This window comes from Scytonema sp. UIC 10036, from assembly GCF_009725235.1.
In genome coordinates this window covers 1-17706 of the sequence record NZ_WJFC01000167.1, presented here as the reverse complement: position 1 = coordinate 17706, position 17706 = coordinate 1, and the positions used below count along the sequence as shown (strand labels likewise).

At 41.1% G+C, this 17706-nt stretch carries 18 protein-coding genes and 1 pseudogene; 7 read left to right on the top strand and 12 right to left on the bottom strand.

Going from position 1 to position 17706, the window contains the following annotated elements; all coding sequences use genetic code 11:
* Positions 1-76: 76 nt before the first annotated feature.
* Complete coding sequence (locus tag F7734_RS45850) at positions 77-604, bottom strand: helix-turn-helix transcriptional regulator (RefSeq protein WP_155751003.1); 528 nt, start codon at positions 602-604, stop codon at positions 77-79.
* Positions 601-1047, bottom strand: a complete 447-nt coding sequence (locus tag F7734_RS45845) for a hypothetical protein (protein WP_166482559.1) — start codon at positions 1045-1047, stop codon at positions 601-603. Before F7734_RS45845 ends, F7734_RS45850 begins: the two co-directional genes overlap by 4 nt.
* Before the next feature lie 214 nt (positions 1048-1261).
* On the opposite strand from F7734_RS45845, the gene F7734_RS61260 reads away from it, so the two are divergent.
* Positions 1262-1432: a hypothetical protein gene (locus F7734_RS61260; protein ID WP_166482558.1), complete on the top strand. Its 171-nt coding sequence runs from the start codon at positions 1262-1264 to the stop codon at positions 1430-1432.
* A gap of 15 nt (positions 1433-1447) precedes the next feature.
* Here the strand turns inward: F7734_RS61260 and F7734_RS45840 are convergent, their stop codons facing one another.
* The 3 genes from F7734_RS45840 to F7734_RS45830 all read right to left on the bottom strand — a co-directional run bounded on the left by F7734_RS45840 (position 1448) and on the right by F7734_RS45830 (position 4546).
* Entirely contained in the window at positions 1448-2125 is a 678-nt protein-coding gene (locus F7734_RS45840) for a response regulator transcription factor (RefSeq protein ID WP_155751001.1), read from the bottom strand.
* Between the two features lie 92 nt (positions 2126-2217).
* The gene (era, locus tag F7734_RS45835) at positions 2218-3129 is read right to left on the bottom strand and encodes a GTPase Era (RefSeq protein ID WP_155751013.1); all 912 of its coding nucleotides are present in this window, start codon (positions 3127-3129) and stop codon (positions 2218-2220) included.
* A gap of 268 nt (positions 3130-3397) precedes the next feature.
* On the bottom strand, positions 3398-4546 hold the full coding sequence (locus F7734_RS45830) for a succinylglutamate desuccinylase/aspartoacylase family protein (protein ID WP_155751000.1): 1149 nt from the start codon (positions 4544-4546) through the stop codon (positions 3398-3400).
* Between the two features lie 74 nt (positions 4547-4620).
* Here F7734_RS45830 and F7734_RS45825 point away from each other — a divergent pair, with 74 nt between their 5' ends.
* Positions 4621-5361 (top strand): 16S rRNA (uracil(1498)-N(3))-methyltransferase, encoded by a 741-nt coding sequence (locus tag F7734_RS45825; protein ID WP_155750999.1) that lies wholly within the window; start codon positions 4621-4623, stop codon positions 5359-5361.
* Positions 5362-5509: 148 nt separating this feature from the next.
* Here F7734_RS45825 and F7734_RS45820 read toward each other — a convergent pair whose 3' ends face one another.
* Both F7734_RS45820 and F7734_RS45815 read right to left on the bottom strand, forming a co-directional pair.
* A complete protein-coding gene (locus tag F7734_RS45820) occupies positions 5510-6847 on the bottom strand; it encodes a hypothetical protein (protein ID WP_155750998.1) in 1338 nt (445 codons plus the stop codon).
* A 43-nt stretch (positions 6848-6890) separates the two neighbouring features.
* Entirely contained in the window at positions 6891-7061 is a 171-nt protein-coding gene (locus tag F7734_RS45815) for a hypothetical protein (RefSeq protein ID WP_155750997.1), read from the bottom strand.
* Positions 7062-7272: 211 nt separating this feature from the next.
* Here F7734_RS45815 and F7734_RS45805 point away from each other — a divergent pair.
* The 3 genes and pseudogenes from F7734_RS45805 to F7734_RS45795 all read left to right on the top strand — a co-directional run bounded on the left by F7734_RS45805 (position 7273) and on the right by F7734_RS45795 (position 9070).
* Positions 7273-8388: pseudogene (locus tag F7734_RS45805) on the top strand (tetratricopeptide repeat protein).
* A 170-nt stretch (positions 8389-8558) separates the two neighbouring features.
* Entirely contained in the window at positions 8559-8807 is a 249-nt protein-coding gene (locus F7734_RS45800; RefSeq protein ID WP_155750995.1) for a type II toxin-antitoxin system Phd/YefM family antitoxin, read from the top strand.
* Positions 8804-9070 (top strand): Txe/YoeB family addiction module toxin, encoded by a 267-nt coding sequence (locus tag F7734_RS45795; protein ID WP_347566396.1) that lies wholly within the window; start codon positions 8804-8806, stop codon positions 9068-9070. The genes F7734_RS45800 and F7734_RS45795 overlap by 4 nt, the downstream gene beginning before the upstream one ends.
* A 196-nt stretch (positions 9071-9266) precedes the next feature.
* Here F7734_RS45795 and F7734_RS45790 read toward each other — a convergent pair whose 3' ends face one another.
* On the bottom strand, positions 9267-9815 hold the full coding sequence (locus F7734_RS45790) for a hypothetical protein (RefSeq protein ID WP_155750993.1): 549 nt from the start codon (positions 9813-9815) through the stop codon (positions 9267-9269).
* A 440-nt stretch (positions 9816-10255) separates the two neighbouring features.
* Between F7734_RS45790 and F7734_RS45785 the strand changes: the two genes are divergently transcribed.
* Complete coding sequence (locus F7734_RS45785; protein WP_155750992.1) at positions 10256-10924, top strand: triacylglycerol lipase; 669 nt, start codon at positions 10256-10258, stop codon at positions 10922-10924.
* Here the strand turns inward: F7734_RS45785 and F7734_RS45780 are convergent.
* Positions 10845-11285: a VOC family protein gene (locus F7734_RS45780; protein WP_155750991.1), complete on the bottom strand. Its 441-nt coding sequence runs from the start codon at positions 11283-11285 to the stop codon at positions 10845-10847. The genes F7734_RS45785 and F7734_RS45780 overlap by 80 nt on opposite strands.
* A 216-nt stretch (positions 11286-11501) precedes the next feature.
* Here F7734_RS45780 and F7734_RS45775 point away from each other — a divergent pair, with 216 nt between their 5' ends.
* Complete coding sequence (locus F7734_RS45775; protein WP_155750990.1) at positions 11502-13586, top strand: hypothetical protein; 2085 nt, start codon at positions 11502-11504, stop codon at positions 13584-13586.
* Positions 13587-13685: 99 nt separating this feature from the next.
* On the opposite strand, the gene F7734_RS45770 is transcribed toward F7734_RS45775, so the two are convergent.
* From F7734_RS45770 to F7734_RS45760, 3 genes are all read right to left on the bottom strand, one after another.
* Positions 13686-16364 (bottom strand): type I secretion system permease/ATPase, encoded by a 2679-nt coding sequence (locus F7734_RS45770; protein WP_155750989.1) that lies wholly within the window; start codon positions 16362-16364, stop codon positions 13686-13688.
* On the bottom strand, positions 16313-17071 hold the full coding sequence (locus F7734_RS45765; protein ID WP_155750988.1) for a peptidylprolyl isomerase: 759 nt from the start codon (positions 17069-17071) through the stop codon (positions 16313-16315). Before F7734_RS45765 ends, F7734_RS45770 begins: the two co-directional genes overlap by 52 nt.
* A gap of 180 nt (positions 17072-17251) precedes the next feature.
* A partial coding sequence (locus tag F7734_RS45760; protein ID WP_155750987.1) for a DUF92 domain-containing protein occupies positions 17252-17706 on the bottom strand: 455 nt, incomplete at its 5' end.

Here is a 17706-nt window from a genome sequence, read left to right as displayed (position 1 = left end):
TGAAGGGCCTCAATGTGTTAATGTCCGCACAGAGGGTACATTCGAGCTTGTTTGTAAGTTCATTTTACAGGAAAAATTAGGAAGCTTGAGATTTTAGATTCATCCTTAATTCTCGCCATTTATGCCATTTTTGGGCACTTTTTTTTCCTTCTTCTATTTCCTCAAAATCCACCTGAATAAATGCGTTGTCAAACTCCACACCTAAGGCTGCACTCACTTCAAGGATTTCGCAAAAACTAGCGCATTGATAATCTTTATCTTCACACTCTTTTATTCGTTGTTCTTCAAACCCTAAAATATCAGCCAGTTCTTTCTGGCTCATTTTTGCTGCTATACGCGCTTTTATTAATACATCTGACAGTTTGTTAAAATTTTCAACTTGAATTTTAATTGGTTGGCTTCGATCGCAATTAGACAGCTTTTCATATTCAGCGATTTCTTGTTGTAAAACTATTAGATGAGACTTTTTGGCATCAATGTCAAGCTGCCAGCGTTCGGGGTCTCTTTTCTTCCATGCTTCGTCTTGTTCAACTACAGTTATGGAATATTCAAATCTTTTAGCACACTCTTTGCTATACTCATATTGCTTTTCATTTTTAATCATGGTTCCCATCTCACCAAATCAATAGCAATAATTCCCTTTCTATTTTGCATTCTATCGCGTTGGAAAAATTCAAATGAGTCTAAACCTAAATCACCAACTGGTTCATCTGAACGAAAAATTTCACCTTTATATTTAGATTTTTGTGCTTGTCGGTCAAAACTATTAATTAATTTAGGAGCATTCTTTCTAAGATAATCGATATCTACAGTGTCATTATCATAACAAGCATCAAAATCATTAGGGCTTGGTTCATTGGTAACAAAACTGCCATTTATGTAAATTCTTCTACACCCTGCAGCTTTTAATTGCTTCATTGCTAATTCTAAACCATTTATCATTCGTTCTCTCTTGAAACTGTTTCCAAATCTTTCCTTAAACTCCTCCCATTCACAAAAATACACGCCAGGTGGTAAATTACCATTTTCGTCAAAATCCGGAATCACTTTCTCAAACCCTAACACAGATGAATTAGTCAGTTAGGAGCGTATCATAAATATTAAAATCATCGACGAAATTGTTACTTTAGCACCAGCCAGAGGGCACTGGTCACTGGTCACTGTTCTAAAAAATTCACCCATTTGGGTGAGACAGTAGGATGAAGAGATTTTTCTAAGTCAGCTTTACATTGGAAGTCTTGCTGAATTCAGGGAGCACACCGTGTTATTTTTAATTCTCAATACTGGCAGGAAAGACTGGATTCAACCCAATTCTGATGCTGAATCAAGTTCAACCTCCAATACTGGCACATACCGTACATCTCAACAAGTCGCAGAAGATTTACGGCGGATTCGAGACAACTATTACTTAGTACGTCGCAATCTCTTCTAGAGAAGTTCCCGAAAGTTAAACCAACCCAGAACGTAAAGCCACAACGGCTGCTTGTACGCGGTCATCAACAGAGAGTTTATTCATAATTCCGCGAACGTGAGTTTTAACAGTGTTGGGACTGAGATAGAGTTTTTCAGCAATCTCTGGATTGCTATATCCTTCTACCATCAGTTTCAACACTTCTAACTCGCGTTGAGACAAATTTGCTGTATTTCCACTAGGAGTCGGTGGTTTGAGATTTTCAATAACTCGTCTGGCAATTTGGGGATCGAGGTAAGTCGCACCCTCAACAGCAGCTGCGATCGCACTTAACAATCGTTCCACACTTGCTCCTTTGATACAATATGCATCCGCACCACTGGATAACGCAGCAACAATTTCTGTGTCTGTTTTGTGAGAAGTTAGCATCACCACATGAGTTTCTGGAAGTGCTGCTTTTATTTGCTGTGTTGCGGCAATTCCATCTAAACGTGGTAAACCAATGTCCATAACGACCAAATCTGGTTTTAATTTGAGTGCTGCTTGCACGCCCAAATAACCATCTTCCGCCTGTCCGACAATTTCTAATTGGGGATGCGCCATGAGTGATTGTTCGAGTCCGAGTTGCATCATGGGGTCATCTTCCACAATCAGAACCCGTAGGGGAGAAGCATTGGCTGGCAAATTTAAGGGAAAAGAACTTTCTAAAGACATATTTATGAATTATGAATTATGAATTATGAATTATGAATTGGGAATTATGAATTTTCTTTTCATCATTCAGCATTCATCATTCATAATTCTTTTTATTCTTCTACGCGATACCCCAAGTCTGCCAATCGCGTCCGAGATTGACGCCATTTCAGTTGCACTTTCACAAATAGTTCTAGGTAGACTTTACCAGCAATTAACTTTTGGATTTGCTCGCGAGCCGCACTACCAATTGCTTTTAACATGGTTCCACCTTTCCCAATGAGAATGCCTTTTTGGGAATCGCGTTCTACGTGTATGGTAGCAAACACGCGGGTAATAGTCGGAGTTTCCTCTACCTTATCTATTGCGATCGCTACTGAATGCGGAACTTCTTCACGAGTTAACAGTAAAATTTGTTCTCGTATTAACTCCCCCATGATAAAGCGTTCTGGTTGATCGGTCACCAAGTCAGGTGGATAGTACATCGGTCCTGGCTCTAATTTTTCAATGAGTAACCCTTGCAGTTCCGACAATCCAATCCCTGTCTTGGCTGAGAATTTTACCGTTTGCCATTGAAGCGATTTAGCTAATTGATTATAGCTCTCATCTATTTTTTGAAACTCTGCTGGTTGTTGGTCAATTTTGTTCAAACCCAATATCACTGGTGTTTGACTGCGATTCAGTAGTTCGGAAATATACAGATCGCCTGTTCCACACACTGAAGAGCCATCCACAACAAACAGTACAATATCTACCGATTCAATTGCTATTTTGGCATTTTGCACCAACACCTCTCCCAATTGATGGTGGGGTTTATGAATTCCTGGTGTATCTACAAAGATTAACTGTGCTTCTGGTGTCGTTAAAATGCCTCGCAATCGATTCCGTGTGGTTTGTGCGACTGGTGATGTAATGGCTACTTTTTGCCCTACCAATTGATTCATCAACGTAGATTTACCGACATTAGGGCGACCAATAATGCCAATAAAACCCGATTTAAATCCAGGAGGAGCCTGTGGAATCATCATTTCTCCTGAATTAGAGAAGATGTTATTATCACTACTATTCACTCTTTGGCTCCACCCTCATCTTGTACCTTTAGAATTCCTACGTTTTATTGCAAATACAGAAAAGTTCATAAAATCACCCTGGCACTTCCTCTTAATTGCCTAACGCCTTTGCTTAAAGTTTAACAATCCTTAGTTGTCATTTGTCATTTGTCATTAGCCATTAGCAATTAGCAATTAGCCATTAGCCATTAGCCATTAGCCATTAGCCATTAGCCATTAGCCATTAGCCGTATACAATTAAACCCAGTACAAACTCACCTTCATTGACGGCGTGATTGGTTGAGGAGTCGTAAATTAGCCCATCTTGTTCGGTAAAGACATCAATGACAGTAGGTAATTTGCCTTCTTTATTAAATTGCAAAATTTGATACAACTTATCTCCCGCTTTTACTGAAGTGCCCAATTCAACTTTTGATTGAACCATTCCACCTGTTGGAGCATAATATTTTTTGGCTTGGCTTCTCTTGGTAAAACTCATCTCATGGGATGCGCTTTGTAACAAATTTCCTGTTACAGAAATGTCAGAAGATTGCAACACTCCTTTCTGGACTAAATAATTTTTTATGCCCCTCACTCCTTTCTCGACTGAATCAGGATTCATCTGCATGCCCGTTCCAAGTTCTAGCGTCCAAGCTTCCACATCAAATCTATTTTCTCTACCAAGTTCTTTGAAACATTTTTCCAGTGCTAACCAAGGTTTGATAAACGCTTCATCAAAAGCATTTCCATCATATTCATCTAATAAAATTCCTAGTGGAAGTAAAAAGTATTTTGAACTTTCTTCTCGATCGCGAAAGTAATACACATAGTTTAATCCTTGAGTTGTATGGCTGTGTAAGTCAATTAGGTAATCAGCATCTATACTCAGAGCTTGTAATTTGTACCGAAATTTTTCTGTATAGGGGACGCTACTAGAAGAGTTAATTGTTTCTAACAGACCTGTAAATTTCTGCTGAATAGCATCTCGATAATTTTTCCTCACCACTTCTGGATTCAAATGAATTTGAGATTGAGCAAATTCCATTATATCTTTAGTAACCTTTTCATAATCCCAAAAAATACGGTTCCAATCTTTAGCTTCAGAAATACAGTAACGACCTGAAGCAAATAAGTGCGATCGCTGATTTGTACTCATAGAATTACAAACAGGAACCAGCCAAATTTCTCCAGTTAAATCGGTATCGTTTACAGATAGCAAAAATTCAATAAGCTGGTGAATAACGGCATTGCCAACAATTTCCGCACCATGTAAATTAGATTGAATATAAACTTTTTTGCCGGGATGAGCACCAGTAAATTTATAGACTTGAAAGGAGAGGACATCACCTGACGCCATATGGCGCTGCGGAATTGTTTCAATGTTTGGAAGCATGACAGTGAACAGTGACCAGTGAACAGTGACCAATAACAACTAACCATTAACAATTAACCACTAACCACTAACAAATGCAAAGAATTGCGATCGCACCATCCCAAATCCAACAAGGGCAAATTTTGCTCACACCCCAACAACAGCATTATCTGGGGCGGGTTTTACGTTTGCGTACTGGCGATCGCTTTATTGCTATGGATGGAATGGGACAGTGGTGGTTGGCGCAGTTGGAAGGGGATAACGCGCAGCTTTTAGAACCAATGGTGGTGCAAACTGAATTAAGAGCAACCATAACGCTGATACTCGCTTTGCCCAAAGGTAATGCATTTGATGATGTGGTGCGGTGTTGTACTGAGTTAGGGGTTTCTATAATTGCTCCCGTGCTAAGCGATCGGACTTTACTTAAACCTAGCCCCCAGAAACTTGAAAGATGGCAGAGAATTGCACAAGAAGCAGCAGAACAATCCGAACGTTCTTTTGTCCCTACTATCTTAGAACCTGTGTCCTTCAGCACAGCTTTGTCGTCTGCGAACGATGGGCAGTATATTTGTGTTGCCCGTGGTAACTCTCCTCATTTGCGAGATTGCTTGCAAAACATAAGACAAAAGACAGATGACAACGGACAAAGAACAATTGCCATGGCAGTGGGACCTGAGGGAGGATGGACGCCAAAAGAAGTAGATTATGCTATTGACGCAGGATTTCAACCTGTTTCGCTTGGACGTCGCATTCTCAGAGCAGTCACAGCTCCAATTGTTGCCTTATCTATTGTGGCAGCTGAGTTAGAATCTGAAAAATTTGGGAACTATAAATAAGAATTTCGCGCTAACACAGTAGGGTGGGCAGCAATACTACGTAGGTTTTGCTAAAAACACAAATTCAAGGTAGGTTGGGGAGCCACTCGCGTGCTCTGGTTTCCAGAGTTGAGCGATGTGGCGTTTGAGGAACCTTACCCAACATTTATCAGCATTTGTTGGGTAACGCTATCGCTCTACCCAACCTACAATTTCTCTCAGCCCTTGCAGTATTGGGATCTGCAACTGTGCCTTTTTCCCATTTCTCCAAACGATTTTTAGCTCGTCTAGATAGCTTTTTAGTTGAGTGTATTGACTCCACTAAACTTTCGACGCCTAGGGTTTTAGCTTGAAATGTGATGGAGCGACAAGCCTGATTTACCACTGTTTCTACGTATGCGTCATCACGTTGGCGTCGTTTTAATTCCGTTTTAGAACCCAAATTATTTTCTCTAATCTTACGAGATTTTTGAGGATTATCTTTGTAGCGAACATGAGCTAATGCCCAGAGTTTGTTTTTATTCCTTCCAATTCGAGTAATTCGAGCAGTTTTTTTATTTAATTGTTGACCAAATCCTTTACCAAGCAACTGATTGTCATCCGTATAAAAAACTTCTGTATATCCTCTGTCTACTGCTTTAACTTCTTCTCTATAAATGAGTTGACCATAATCCCGATTATACAGTGTCACAAAGCTGTGAATTTCTAAACTACCAGATGCATTACGGATTAAGCGGATTTGTCCTGTAATAATTCGATTTGACTTAACTATCAAAGATATTCTTTTTCCTCTCGCTAATCCTTGTACCTCTAGCTTGACTAAATAACGAGAAATTCGAGTACAATTATATGCTTGAGGCTGATACACAATTTGTCTATTTTGCTTGGCATGACCGCGTTTATACTCTTCTCTAAAGTAACGATGTAACCAAGGAATTTGTTTGATAGTCTCAAATGATTTTAGAGCATCGAGCGCCAGCTTCCTATTCGCTTCGGATTCTTGATTTTTGGCTTTCTGTTCTGGGGTTAATTTTTCTCCTTGATGTAAAGGAAAGCGTTGATATATACGACTAATAATAGCGGTTTTTGCGGCTGACTGTTGCGCTAATATATTTTTGGCTGTATCCTGTACAGTCCACTCGAATATTTTGGCAGGCAATGGCAATCCATTCACCAAATAAGTGTCAGAACTCCCGCATTTTGCAGCAATAATATTCTGAGTTTTCAACCAGGATTCTCCCCAGAAAGCAGCCGAGCCTAAAACATTGTAAGTATTTGCTCTTACGGTGAACAATTTTTCGATTAAGCCATTAATTGTTAACTCATCTGAGCATTCAATTACTGGATTAATTACCGTAAACTCAACTCTCAATACCGACTCTAGTTTAATCACGAACCAGCAATCTAGATAGATTACAGCCAGAATTAACAGCCGAGTCGTTTGATTTTTGGCTTCTTTAATTTGCGCCGATGTCTTTTTGAGTTTGCTAGTTAGTGATTTTGGCATTAACTAGAAATTTATAGGCTCTAAATCTCAATGCATACTACCTTTAATAAGATTCTGTTGTCAATACCTCATCAATCATTTGAGCTTGAGCTTCGTGCAAGGCTTGCATTGCCTTTAAATTCCGACGTGAGCGTCTTCCGTACAACCGAGCACTAAACATCGTGATAATTGCCATAATGTCCTCACACATCTCTTGCTCGAGTTCAATATCCATTGGCTTATTCAATATAATAATTTCTGTGTTATTCCCTTCGCAGTCAGGCAAAAATTAATTCCGAACCCAATCTCAGTAACCTGTCTTTATCGGTAATTACCAGTCGCTCAACTTCGTTTCTTTGGAGCAAATCAATTAACTTTAACAGACCTTTCTTTTTGTAGTTCAATCCTGAACCAATATCACTTAATGAATATATATTTTCCCACCCTTGATTTGAACAGTAAGCACTCAAGACGCTTTAGAGCGTAAAGATTATCCTACTGCTGCTAAATTACTCAAACAGTTGCTGAAAGAATCGCCAGAGAATCCTTGGGTACAGTTTTATTTGGGAAAGCTTTATGAATCGACAGGAAAGCACGCAGAGGCAGAAAAGTTATACCGCCGACTGCTACGGGATATAACAAACTCTAAGTTACTGACACAAGCACGTCAAGGTTTGCAACGCTTGGAAGACATTGCAAAAGAGGAACGACAACAAGCGAAAGCGAGAGCAACTGCTGATTCTAGCAATACAGAACTAGGAGTCTTAGTCTTAGAACCAATTGGCAATGAATTCAAAACTCAAGCAGCACAAAAATTTGCTCAAACTATGCAGCTTGACGCTTACAATGCAAGATTGATGCTACCAAGTCGCGGTTGGCGCGTCTACCGGATGGGAGCAGTGGGAGAGCTAAAATATTATGGCGAACAGCTACGTAATGCCGATATTCCCTGTTTTTGGACTTCCCTCTCTGAAATTCAAAAAATTAAAGTTTTTCAAGTCAGCTACTTCCAAGAATCAACTTCAGGTGTAACCGTTGTTTGCAAAAATGATTCAAATCAACTTGGTTCCCTCAACTTTGAATGGTTAGAAGTCCGAGGACGCGTACAGGGACTTCTGCCTATTTTTGAACAAGTTGTAGACAGAAACGTGCGTGGTCAATTGGAACGCAAAACTCAAACTCAAGACTACTTTCAATTTTGCGATTTACACCTTCCTGGAAGAAGCTCCATTCTCCGATTTTATGATAACGGTTATAATTTTCAAGAAGGAATAGAAATTGGCGTCGCGAAGCGCAAGCCGTACCCGGCTTATCGCACCAGCACTAGCACAATCAGAATGAATTGGAATAGCTTGTTAAGTTGGCTCGATCAAAAGCTTCTACATATTGCAGTTTGGTCGGAGTTTACCCATTTTGCAGAAACAGCATTAGATCGAACAGAGCTATTACATCAAATTCAATCTCACATTCATTTATTTCGCCGAGAACCAACTGATTGGGACTCTGCTTTTCACCTATACAGTAGTCTGGTTTTTTTACAAAACGTTAGAAGTCATTCGTAAAGTATTACCTTAAAATACCGTTTCTTTGTGAAGCTGTAAGATATTTTTACCTCCCATCAACTCCATACCTGTTACGGATGGTCAGAGACTGGGAACGAGATGAACGAACTACTCGCCATTATGTACGTAATTGCGTACAATAGAATATGTGAGTTTGATTAACTGTGCCAATGAATGCCATCTCCGCTACACAAGCCCGAGCGAACCTCTATAACCTCATTGACGAGGCGGCGGCGGCTCATGAACCGATTCTGATTACTGGAAAGCGGAACAACGCAGTACTTGTGTCAGAGGAGGACTGGAACGCAATCCAAGAAACCCTCTTTCTTGTCTCAATTCCAGGAATGCGCCAATCGATACTTGAAGGGGGGCTTGAACCAGTCGCAGAATGCACACCACTTGAGGATATAGATTGGTGAGTACTTGGCAGATTGTACTTACAAAACAGGCAGAAAAAGACGCTAAGAAACTTTCCTCGGCTGGGTTAAAAGAAAAAGCTTTTACTCTTCTGTATGTGCTTAAAGACAACCCATTTCAAACTCCTCCCCCTTACGAAAAACTTATTGGTGATTTACAAGGCTACTACTCGCGCAGAATTAATATTCAACACCGACTGGTATACCAAGTCATTGAAGAAGAACAAACGGTGAAAGTTATTCGGATGTGGACACATTACGAGTAACAAAAACCTTTCTACAAGAGATTTTTTATTTGAAATTCCCTAAAAAAACCCAGCTTCCCTAATAGAGAAGCTGGGTTTAAACAAGTTTAGGACTTACGCAAAGCCCCCTTTTTAAGCAGAGTTGGGGGGATCGAAATCGTGTGAAACCCCCAAAATACCGTTGAAGTTGCGTAAGTCCTAAAGTTTTTTTACTTAATTACTTGGCTGGTTTCACCTGACGCGCCATATCTAAGAAAGGATTCATATTCGCACCGGGACGGCGACGACCATTGGTACTGTTAGGTACAAGATATTTTGGTGCAAAAGTTGTTTCAGAGGGTTGCTCTTGTATGACTTTTTTTGCTGCTTCAGCTTTTGCTGGTTGAACGGGTTCTGGTCTCACACCATTAGAAGTTTGTACTAACTCTATCTTAACTTTTTCCTCGGTAGGTGATGTAGCACTCTTTGTTCCATTCTGTGTCGCTTCTGCTTTTGCAACAGCTGGTTTAGCAGCTTTCTTATCTTTCGCTGCTGCGGTTTCTACCTCTTTCTCTGTGCTCGATACAACCGATTGTGCGGCTTCCTTAGTCTTAGATGCTACTGTTTGCGCTACTTCCTTAGTTTTAGATACTGCTTTTTTAGCTGCATCTTGTGCTACTTCTGTTGCTTCATCTAACTCCAGATAGTAGCCGCTTTTTTTACCGCCAAACAGCCCGATGAAAAAATTCAAAATTCCGGCAATTAAATTTTTGATAAAACCGAACATTACAATTTCTCCTGCCTTTTATACCTGGTCTCTGACCGCAATCCTTAAAAAATCACGGAATATTGTTACGTTTTATCAAGACATACATCACTAACCCAATCGCCTGTATAACCATCTCGGTAACAGCCTCCGTAGGCTTATTTCGCAATAAGGTTGTTGTTACAGGACCGAGTTAATGCTTATAAGCTCTTGCTTTCAGGCACTCGTAACCTGTATACAGTCAGACTTAATTATTAAATTTTACTGTAACGAGAGGCAAGATTTTGAGAGACTGCTTAACAAAAGTTAATATTTATTGGTCATTAGTCATTGGTCACTGGTCACTGGCGTTTTTCCCCCATGCCCGCTCTCATTCCACTAAAAGGACTGTCATAGTAGGTATGTCAAGTAGCAACTACACTTGCTTAAATTAGAAAAAATATTTATACAAAATATTGCAAATGACTGGTATAAAAGAACAGAAAAACCCCGTAGTACTGGTACATGGTATTTTTGATACCGGGCGAGTTTTCGATAGGATGATTCCCTACCTTAAACAGAGGGATTTTACCTTGTACGACCTAGACTTAGTACCAAATACTGGTGGAATTGGTCTTGATGATTTGGCAAAGCAAGTCGCTCATTACATAGAAACCACTTTTGATCCAGAACAACTTATAGATTTAGTAGGTTTCAGCATGGGGGGTATTGTCAGTCGTTATTACGTTCAGAAATTGGGTGGTATAAATCGCGTACAACGGTTCATCACTATCTCCTCTCCGCATCAGGGTACATGGGTAGCTTTTTGCAACCAGGGTGTAGGCTGTATCCAAATGCGTCCTGACAGTGCTTTTCTGCGGGATTTAAACCGGGATGTTGCCATGTTGAAACAACTGGATTTCACATCTATATGGACGCCATACGATTTGATGATTGTCCCTGCCAATAGTTCGCAAATGCCCGTGGGACGAAATGTAATTGTCCCAGTGTTAACTCATGCTTGGATGCTGACGGATATCAGAAGCTTGGCATCAGTTGCAGAAGCATTAGCTACTCCGCTTCAAAGCGATCGCCAATTTGTGTATACTCAGCACTCCCAAAAATCGCTTCAGAATAACGGTAATACTTAAATTCCATCAAGTTATAAAAAGGATCTTCTAAAAAGAAAGTGCAATGTTCTAAAGAAGAACCGACAAAACGATGTTTGGGTTCTTCGCGAAAAAGTAGCTTTTGTTGTTGTGCTCTGACTAGTAAACCCTCCCAATCTTCCATTGTGGTAAAAATTATTCCAAAATGTCTGGGGTATATACTGTGTTGGGGGACGAGCGGTTCTTTAGTAACATGAGCTACTAGTTGATGCTCGTAGAGTTTGAGAATAAGCGCATGGCGATTTTCCCGACCGGGGATACAGCCCAAACCATCTACATAATAGGTTTTTGCTTGGGTAATATCTGTGACAGGAAAGGCAAGGTGAAATAAAGTTGGATTCATGGCTAGTACCAAAAGGCTGAGGGCGCATAATTACTGAAAGCCTTGCTGAAATGGAATGGCAAGAATCAGCATATTCACCATTCTCATTTTAGAGAAAAACCCAATAAACAAGTAACATAAAATACCACATTTTTGGCCTCTAATGCTGGTTTTTCAATTAATAAAACCCAGACATAGGCCAGAAGCCAATTGGTTTGTGTTACGGGGACGCAATGTATGGCTGTTAACTTATTTGATGCTAATTACTATAGAGCTGCCAATTCAGATCTAGCAGCAGCAGGTATTACTACAAACGAGCAATTACTTTCACACTTTCAAAACTTTGGTCTTCAGGAAGGGCGATCGTTTTCACCGCTTGTTAATCTCAACTTCTATCGTGCTAGCAATAGCGATCTAGTTGGGATGAATAACCAACAAGCATTCGACCATTTGAGCAACTTTGGTGTTGCTGAAGGACGGCGCTTTTCCCCGTTTGTAGATCTGTCGTTCTACAAGCAAGTAAACGGTGACTTAGCAGCAACAAACTTTAACAATGAGCAACTGTTCGACCATCTGAGCAATTATGGTGTTGGTGAAGGACGAAACTTTTCTCCATTCGTTGATTTAAATTTTTATAAGCAAGTAAACGGTGACTTAGCAGCAGCTGGTTTCAATAATAAACAACTTCTGGAACACCTACAGTCTTATGGGTTAAATGAGGGACGCCAATTCAACCCTGCTTTCGATCTCAACTACTACCTCGAAGTCAATGCTGACTTAAAAGCAGCAAAGTTGAATAACAGCCAACTGTTTGAACACTTTCAATTCTATGGTTTGACTGAGGGACGGGTTTCATCATCTGCGTTCAATGTTAAAGTTTACCTAGCCAATAATTCTGACTTGGTTGCTGCTGGTTTCAGCAATCAACAAGCTTACATGCACTTTCTAATGCACGGACAGAAAGAGGGACGCTCTGGTAGCGACTATGCTGGGAATTCTTTAGATTCTGCTCGTATTCTTCCCCAAAGTACAAACAACCCCATTTATACTGACTTTGTTGGTCTCGGTGACACCAAAGACTACTATCGCATCTCTTTCGATCATCTTACTAATGCCAGCCTCAAACTCGACAGCTTAACTGACAACGCCGATGTCACAATATTAGACTCTACAGGTAAAGTCATCGCAGGTTCGTTAAATACTGGTGTAACATCCGAAACAATTAATGGCACACTAGAAGCTGGTACATACTATGTAGAAGTGTCCTCTGCTGGAGGTGCCAATACTAACTATAATCTAACTCTGTCCACAGAAAATCCTTTAAGTAAAGCTATCTCGCTTGGCGAACTCAATGGTACTAATTCACTAGAGAAAACTTCTACACTCGCATTATCAGCTAATGACTTTTACCGCTTTAATGTCAAGACAGAAAGTACAGTCAATGCATTACTCGATGGTTTGAATGGAGATGCCAATCTGCAAGTGATTTGGGACGTAAATAAAAATGGTCTGGTTGATAAAAGCGATGCGATTTTCTCCTCAGCACAATCAGGTACAACATCAGAGCAACTGAAGGGCTTTTTACCTGCTGGAGATAACTACTATGTCCGGGTAATACCAAACGCTGCTACTCCTGTAGACTATAAAGTCACTTTGTCCACTGTTAGCCAAGTCGCCACAACATACAATTACTATACTGGTTCTGGGACACCAGACCAAGGAACGCCTGCGCTATTGTTTGATAGCAGTCTTGGCGGTGGTACTCAAACTGCTGTTGAGAGTTCCTCTCAGTTAGTTTCTACTACTTATGGCGTTGCGGGTTATAGCAAGTACGATGGTGGGGCTGTTAAGCTCGATCGCAATAAGGGTTATAAACTTCGCTTCCAAGTCAAGCTTAATAGTGAGAGCCACTTTGGCGATAACAACGGTGACAAGCTAGACGACAATGCTGGTTTTAACGTGAATGTTATAAGTAATGATGGTAAAGGCATTGAACTCGGCTTCTGGAGTAATGAAATTTGGGCAAAGAATTATGACAGTGCTTCTGGTAGTTTTGCATTGACTCATGACAGCAGTGAGAAAGCTACCAAAAATACAACTGCGATGACAACCTACGAACTTTCAGTTATGGGAGATAACTACCAACTGTTTGCTGACGAAGGTTCTTATGTCCTCAGTGGTAAACTGCGAGATTATTCAGGAATTGGTGAAAAGTACAGTTTGTCAAACCACTTCTTCTTGGGTGACAACAGCAGTTCTGCAAAGGCTGATGTCAATCTAGGACTTATCTCTTTAATCACTCTAGATCCACCTGCAGCATAGCCATTTAAATTTGTTTCCCTCTGCTTTGTATTTCTGAGTACAGGAGGCAGCAGCCCACTTGTACGCATTCCCAGCCTGAGGCTGGGAACGAGGGGGAAATTACACGTTGGCTTGTTGTCTTTGATACAATGACCAATATAAACCCTTTTGTTGCAATAGTTCTGAATGAGTACCCCGTTCCGCAATCACGCCTTTTTCTAGCACCAAAATCAAATCGGCACGCTTGAGGGGGGCAAAACGGTGAGCAATTAAGAACACAGTGCGGTTAGCAGAAACTGCTTGCAGGTTTTGCAGTACCTGCTGTTCCGTTTCGCTATCCAAAGCACTTGTTGCTTCATCCAAAATTAAAATAGGTGCTTGCGAGAGGAACAACCGCGCTAAAGCAATGCGCTGTCGCTGTCCCCCAGATAACGCTGTACCTCTTTCTCCGACATTAGTGTCATAACTGTGGGGCAATTCACTAATAAAATCATGGGCAGCCGCTAATCGCGCTGCTTCTACAACTTGTTCTGCTGTAATATCCGGATTGCCTAGTGTGATGTTCTCTAAGATAGAACCGTTGAACAAAAAGTCTTCTTGGAGAACAACACCAATTTGTTGGCGCAGTGATGCCAAATCGGCACTTTTGATATCAAAACCATCTATTAATATCCGTCCTGATTCATTTTGATAAAGACGTTGCAAAAGTTTAGAAAGGGTGCTTTTCCCAGAACCACTGCGACCAACAATACCAACAAACTGACCTGGTTGTACGTCAAAGGAAATTCCCCTTAAGACGGGTTCAGTATTTTGTCGGTAACGGAAGAAAACGCGATCGAAGGCAACTTGCCCTTTGAGGGATGGTAAAACTAACCCTGTTCCTGGTTCTGCTTCTGGGGCTGCGTTTAGAATATCGCCAATCCGATCTACGGAAAGTAGAACTTGTTGCAAACTTTGCCATAACTGTACTAAACGCAGCAGTGGTGCGGTGACTCTGCCGGAAAGCATTTGGAAAGCGACAAGTTGACCGATTGTTAGCTTTTGGTCAATCACTAACTTGGCTCCAAACCAAAGAATTAGTAAGCTGGAAAAATTAGTGAGGAAATCACCGATATTGCTGCTGATATTAGACGTGGTAGAAGCTTTGAAACCTGTACGGATAAAGCGAGCAAATAAACCTTCCCAACGAACTCTTGCTGCTGGTTCTGCGGCATGAGCTTTGACTGAGTGAATTCCTGTGATTGTTTCTACAAGAAATGATTGACTGTCGGCACTACGATTAAAAGTTTCGTTTAACCAATTGCGAAGAACGGGCGTTGCTATCAGTGTCAATGTAGCAAATAAGGGTAGAACTGCTAACGCCACAAATGTGAGTTGTATATTATAGTAAAACATCAATGCCAAGTAAACCACGGCAAAGATGCTATCTAATACTACAGTGAGCGCCGTACCCGTGAGAAACTGACGGATCTGTTCCAATTCTTGGACTCGGGCTACCGTGTCTCCTACCCGTCGCGACTCAAAATAAGCTAGAGGTAGTCGCATCAAGTGGCGAAAGAGTTGTGCGGATAAGCTTAAATCCAAACGCCGGGCTGTATGGGTAAATATAAATAACCGCAAAATCCCAAGAACTGCCTCGAATACTGCCACTAACAGGAGTGCGATCGCCATGACATCTAAAGTTGGCAAACTCTCCTGCACCATAACCTTATCAATCACAACTTGTGTAATGAGCGGAGTTGTTAAGCCCAAAAGCTGTAATGTAAACGATGCTAGCAACACCTCTCCCAACAATTTTCGGTACTTCCAGACTGCGGGTGTAAACCAGCTAAGGTTAAACTTTTCTTGTTTTTGAATCAGTTCTACTTGCCAGATCTGCCCATCCCAAGTTTCCTCAACAATTGTTCTGGGCAAACTTTCACAAGTTTGTTCGGAATTGAGGGGATTGGCTACAATCATGCGATCGCCTTTCACTGCATACGCCACAATCCAGTTAGGAGAGGAAGATGAATCGGATCTCCATAGCAGTAAAGCAGGGAATGATAACTGTCGCAACTCAACCCAACTCACTTGTAACCGTCGCAGCACAAAACCGAACTTTTCTGCTGCTTCCACAAGATTTTTCGGTCGTTGTCCCCGCAACTGACGCTGTACCCATTCCAACTGCACGGGATTATCTAGCTGTTGTGCCACCATTGTTAAACAAGCAGCACCTGTATTTCCACTGCCTATAAAAGAATAAATTGATACAGGAGGGGGAGAGGGAGGGAGTGAAGGAGGGAGGGATGTCTCCTTGTCTCCCTTGTCTCCCTTGTCTCCCTTGTCTCTCCTTGTCTCCCTTGTCTCCTTATCCTCTTCCCCAGATTGCCAAAACTCCTCTATTTGTGGTGTAGAAACTTCTGCCCAAATAGTTGTCTTCCAACGTACCACAACCACTTCTTTACTAGCAGCGACAGCCTTACAATCAAAAGAAAAATTTTGGAGTTTACCAAACCAGTCGCCAGGATGTAGAGTTGCTAATGGCTGATTGGCTCCTTCAGAGCGCAAGCGCACTTTACCAGAAACAATCAGAAACTGAAAATCTCCTATGTCTGGTGACCAAATTTTTTCTCCCAAATTGTAACGAAGAGTTTCTGCCACTTCTTGCAGTCGGCTTTTTTGTTCGGAAGTTAACCAGCATAGCGGTGGTTGATTCCAAGGTAGAGAAGCTAGCACGTTACTTTGCGAGAATTCGTTACCTATGAGTTCTAATTCACTTGAAGTTTTACCGTTAACTTTTGGATTTTCTCTGCTAGCCATTTCTCAAATAACTCATTTTGTAGTGCTTGTTTTAGTTGAGTATCTTCTAACGACGCTGGCAGAAATTGTTCTAAACGAAACAATCCATAGCGTTGTTCTAGTTCTATAGGTCCTACAACTTGTCCGGGACTAGCTATGTCAATTGCTGCCCTGAGTATATCTGGCATTGTGCCTCGACTCACCGGTCCCATCATCCCGTTGACAATCCGGTCATCCGCAAGAGAGTATTCTTTAGCCAGTTGTTCAAAGCTTGCACCTTCTTCAATCTGAATTTGTAGTTCTTCCGCTAATTCCCGATTGTCAACAATAATCCGAGATACAACAACTCTATCTAGAAAAATTTTCCGCTCAATAAAATATTCTTGTAGCTTGGGTTCAGTGATAACCGCTTTAAGTTTTTCTACCTTAAAACCAAAAGCCACTGATGCATGAAAATTCTCATAATTCGTACCATTGTTCGTCAACCACTCTTGAAAAATTTGGGGGTCAGTGAGCTGGTTTTTGAGCCGGAAATCAACGATCGCCTGTTCCGTTAAAGCTGGGCTGATTGTTATATCAACTCGTTTTTCAATCTCTTGCTCGATCGCATATTGTCGCAGAACATCTCCTATAAACTGTCCCAATTTTCCAGAAGCTTGTAAATATCTTACTGCTTGTCCGATAGAAATTGGTTTGTCATCTACACTTAAAAACGATACAGACTCCATAAATTTAATGAGTAGAAAAAACTACATAACAAAATATACAACTAATGCTCGATTGGGACTGAAGTTTAGATAACAGCAATGGAAGAATACCATACGGCAATTTTCAGCAGTTACACGTTAAAGCTGAACTAAACTTCACGCTCATTGCAGGTGAATAGTTTAAATTATATTCAGAAAAAATTAAGCGAGAACAATTGACCAGAAAACAGCAAAGAAAATTGCGGCGAGCGCACCTATCAATGTGTTAATAATATTCACCAATTCATTAGTTAACCAGTTAAATCGGGGTTGTAATGTTGCGCCGATCGCACTTTCCAAATTTGTGGCAATGAACGCCGCCAGCACACACCACAGTATACCTAACAAATCTATCAAACCGACTCCCCAACCAAGGAGCGCCAGTGCCAGCGACGCAACTGCACCAGCTAAAGTTCCCTCAAGACTAACAGCTCCTTCAGTTCCCCGTGGTACTGATTGAAACGTAGTAATGAGAAAAGTACTTTTACCATAGGCTTTGCCTACTTCGCTTGCACAAGTGTCAGACAGTTTGGTACTGAAACTTGCTACGTATCCCAGGAGGAGGAGGGAGTAGGGGGTAGGGGGACTCGGGGCCCCCGCTGGGGATAGGGGGCAAA

Bases quoted from the DNA above. Each gene is read 5' to 3' on its own strand.
- F7734_RS45815 (WP_155750997.1), bottom strand. From the start codon at position 7,061: ATGGATATTGAACTCGAGCAAGAGATGTGTGAGGACATTATGGCAATT.
- F7734_RS45790 (WP_155750993.1), bottom strand. From the start codon at position 9,815: ATGTTCGGTTTTATCAAAAATTTAATTGCCGGAATTTTGAATTTTTTC.
- F7734_RS45825 (WP_155750999.1), top strand. From the start codon at position 4,621: ATGCAAAGAATTGCGATCGCACCATCCCAAATCCAACAAGGGCAAATT.
- F7734_RS45785 (WP_155750992.1), top strand. From the start codon at position 10,256: ATGACTGGTATAAAAGAACAGAAAAACCCCGTAGTACTGGTACATGGT.
- F7734_RS45765 (WP_155750988.1), bottom strand. From the start codon at position 17,071: ATGGAGTCTGTATCGTTTTTAAGTGTAGATGACAAACCAATTTCTATC.
- F7734_RS45800 (WP_155750995.1), top strand. From the start codon at position 8,559: ATGAATGCCATCTCCGCTACACAAGCCCGAGCGAACCTCTATAACCTC.
- era (WP_155751013.1), bottom strand. From the start codon at position 3,129: ATGATTCCACAGGCTCCTCCTGGATTTAAATCGGGTTTTATTGGCATT.
- F7734_RS45820 (WP_155750998.1), bottom strand. From the start codon at position 6,847: ATGCCAAAATCACTAACTAGCAAACTCAAAAAGACATCGGCGCAAATT.
- F7734_RS45830 (WP_155751000.1), bottom strand. From the start codon at position 4,546: ATGCTTCCAAACATTGAAACAATTCCGCAGCGCCATATGGCGTCAGGT.
- F7734_RS45770 (WP_155750989.1), bottom strand. From the start codon at position 16,364: ATGGCTAGCAGAGAAAATCCAAAAGTTAACGGTAAAACTTCAAGTGAA.
- F7734_RS45775 (WP_155750990.1), top strand. From the start codon at position 11,502: ATGGCTGTTAACTTATTTGATGCTAATTACTATAGAGCTGCCAATTCA.
- F7734_RS45780 (WP_155750991.1), bottom strand. From the start codon at position 11,285: ATGAATCCAACTTTATTTCACCTTGCCTTTCCTGTCACAGATATTACC.
- F7734_RS45840 (WP_155751001.1), bottom strand. From the start codon at position 2,125: ATGTCTTTAGAAAGTTCTTTTCCCTTAAATTTGCCAGCCAATGCTTCT.
- F7734_RS45850 (WP_155751003.1), bottom strand. From the start codon at position 604: ATGATTAAAAATGAAAAGCAATATGAGTATAGCAAAGAGTGTGCTAAA.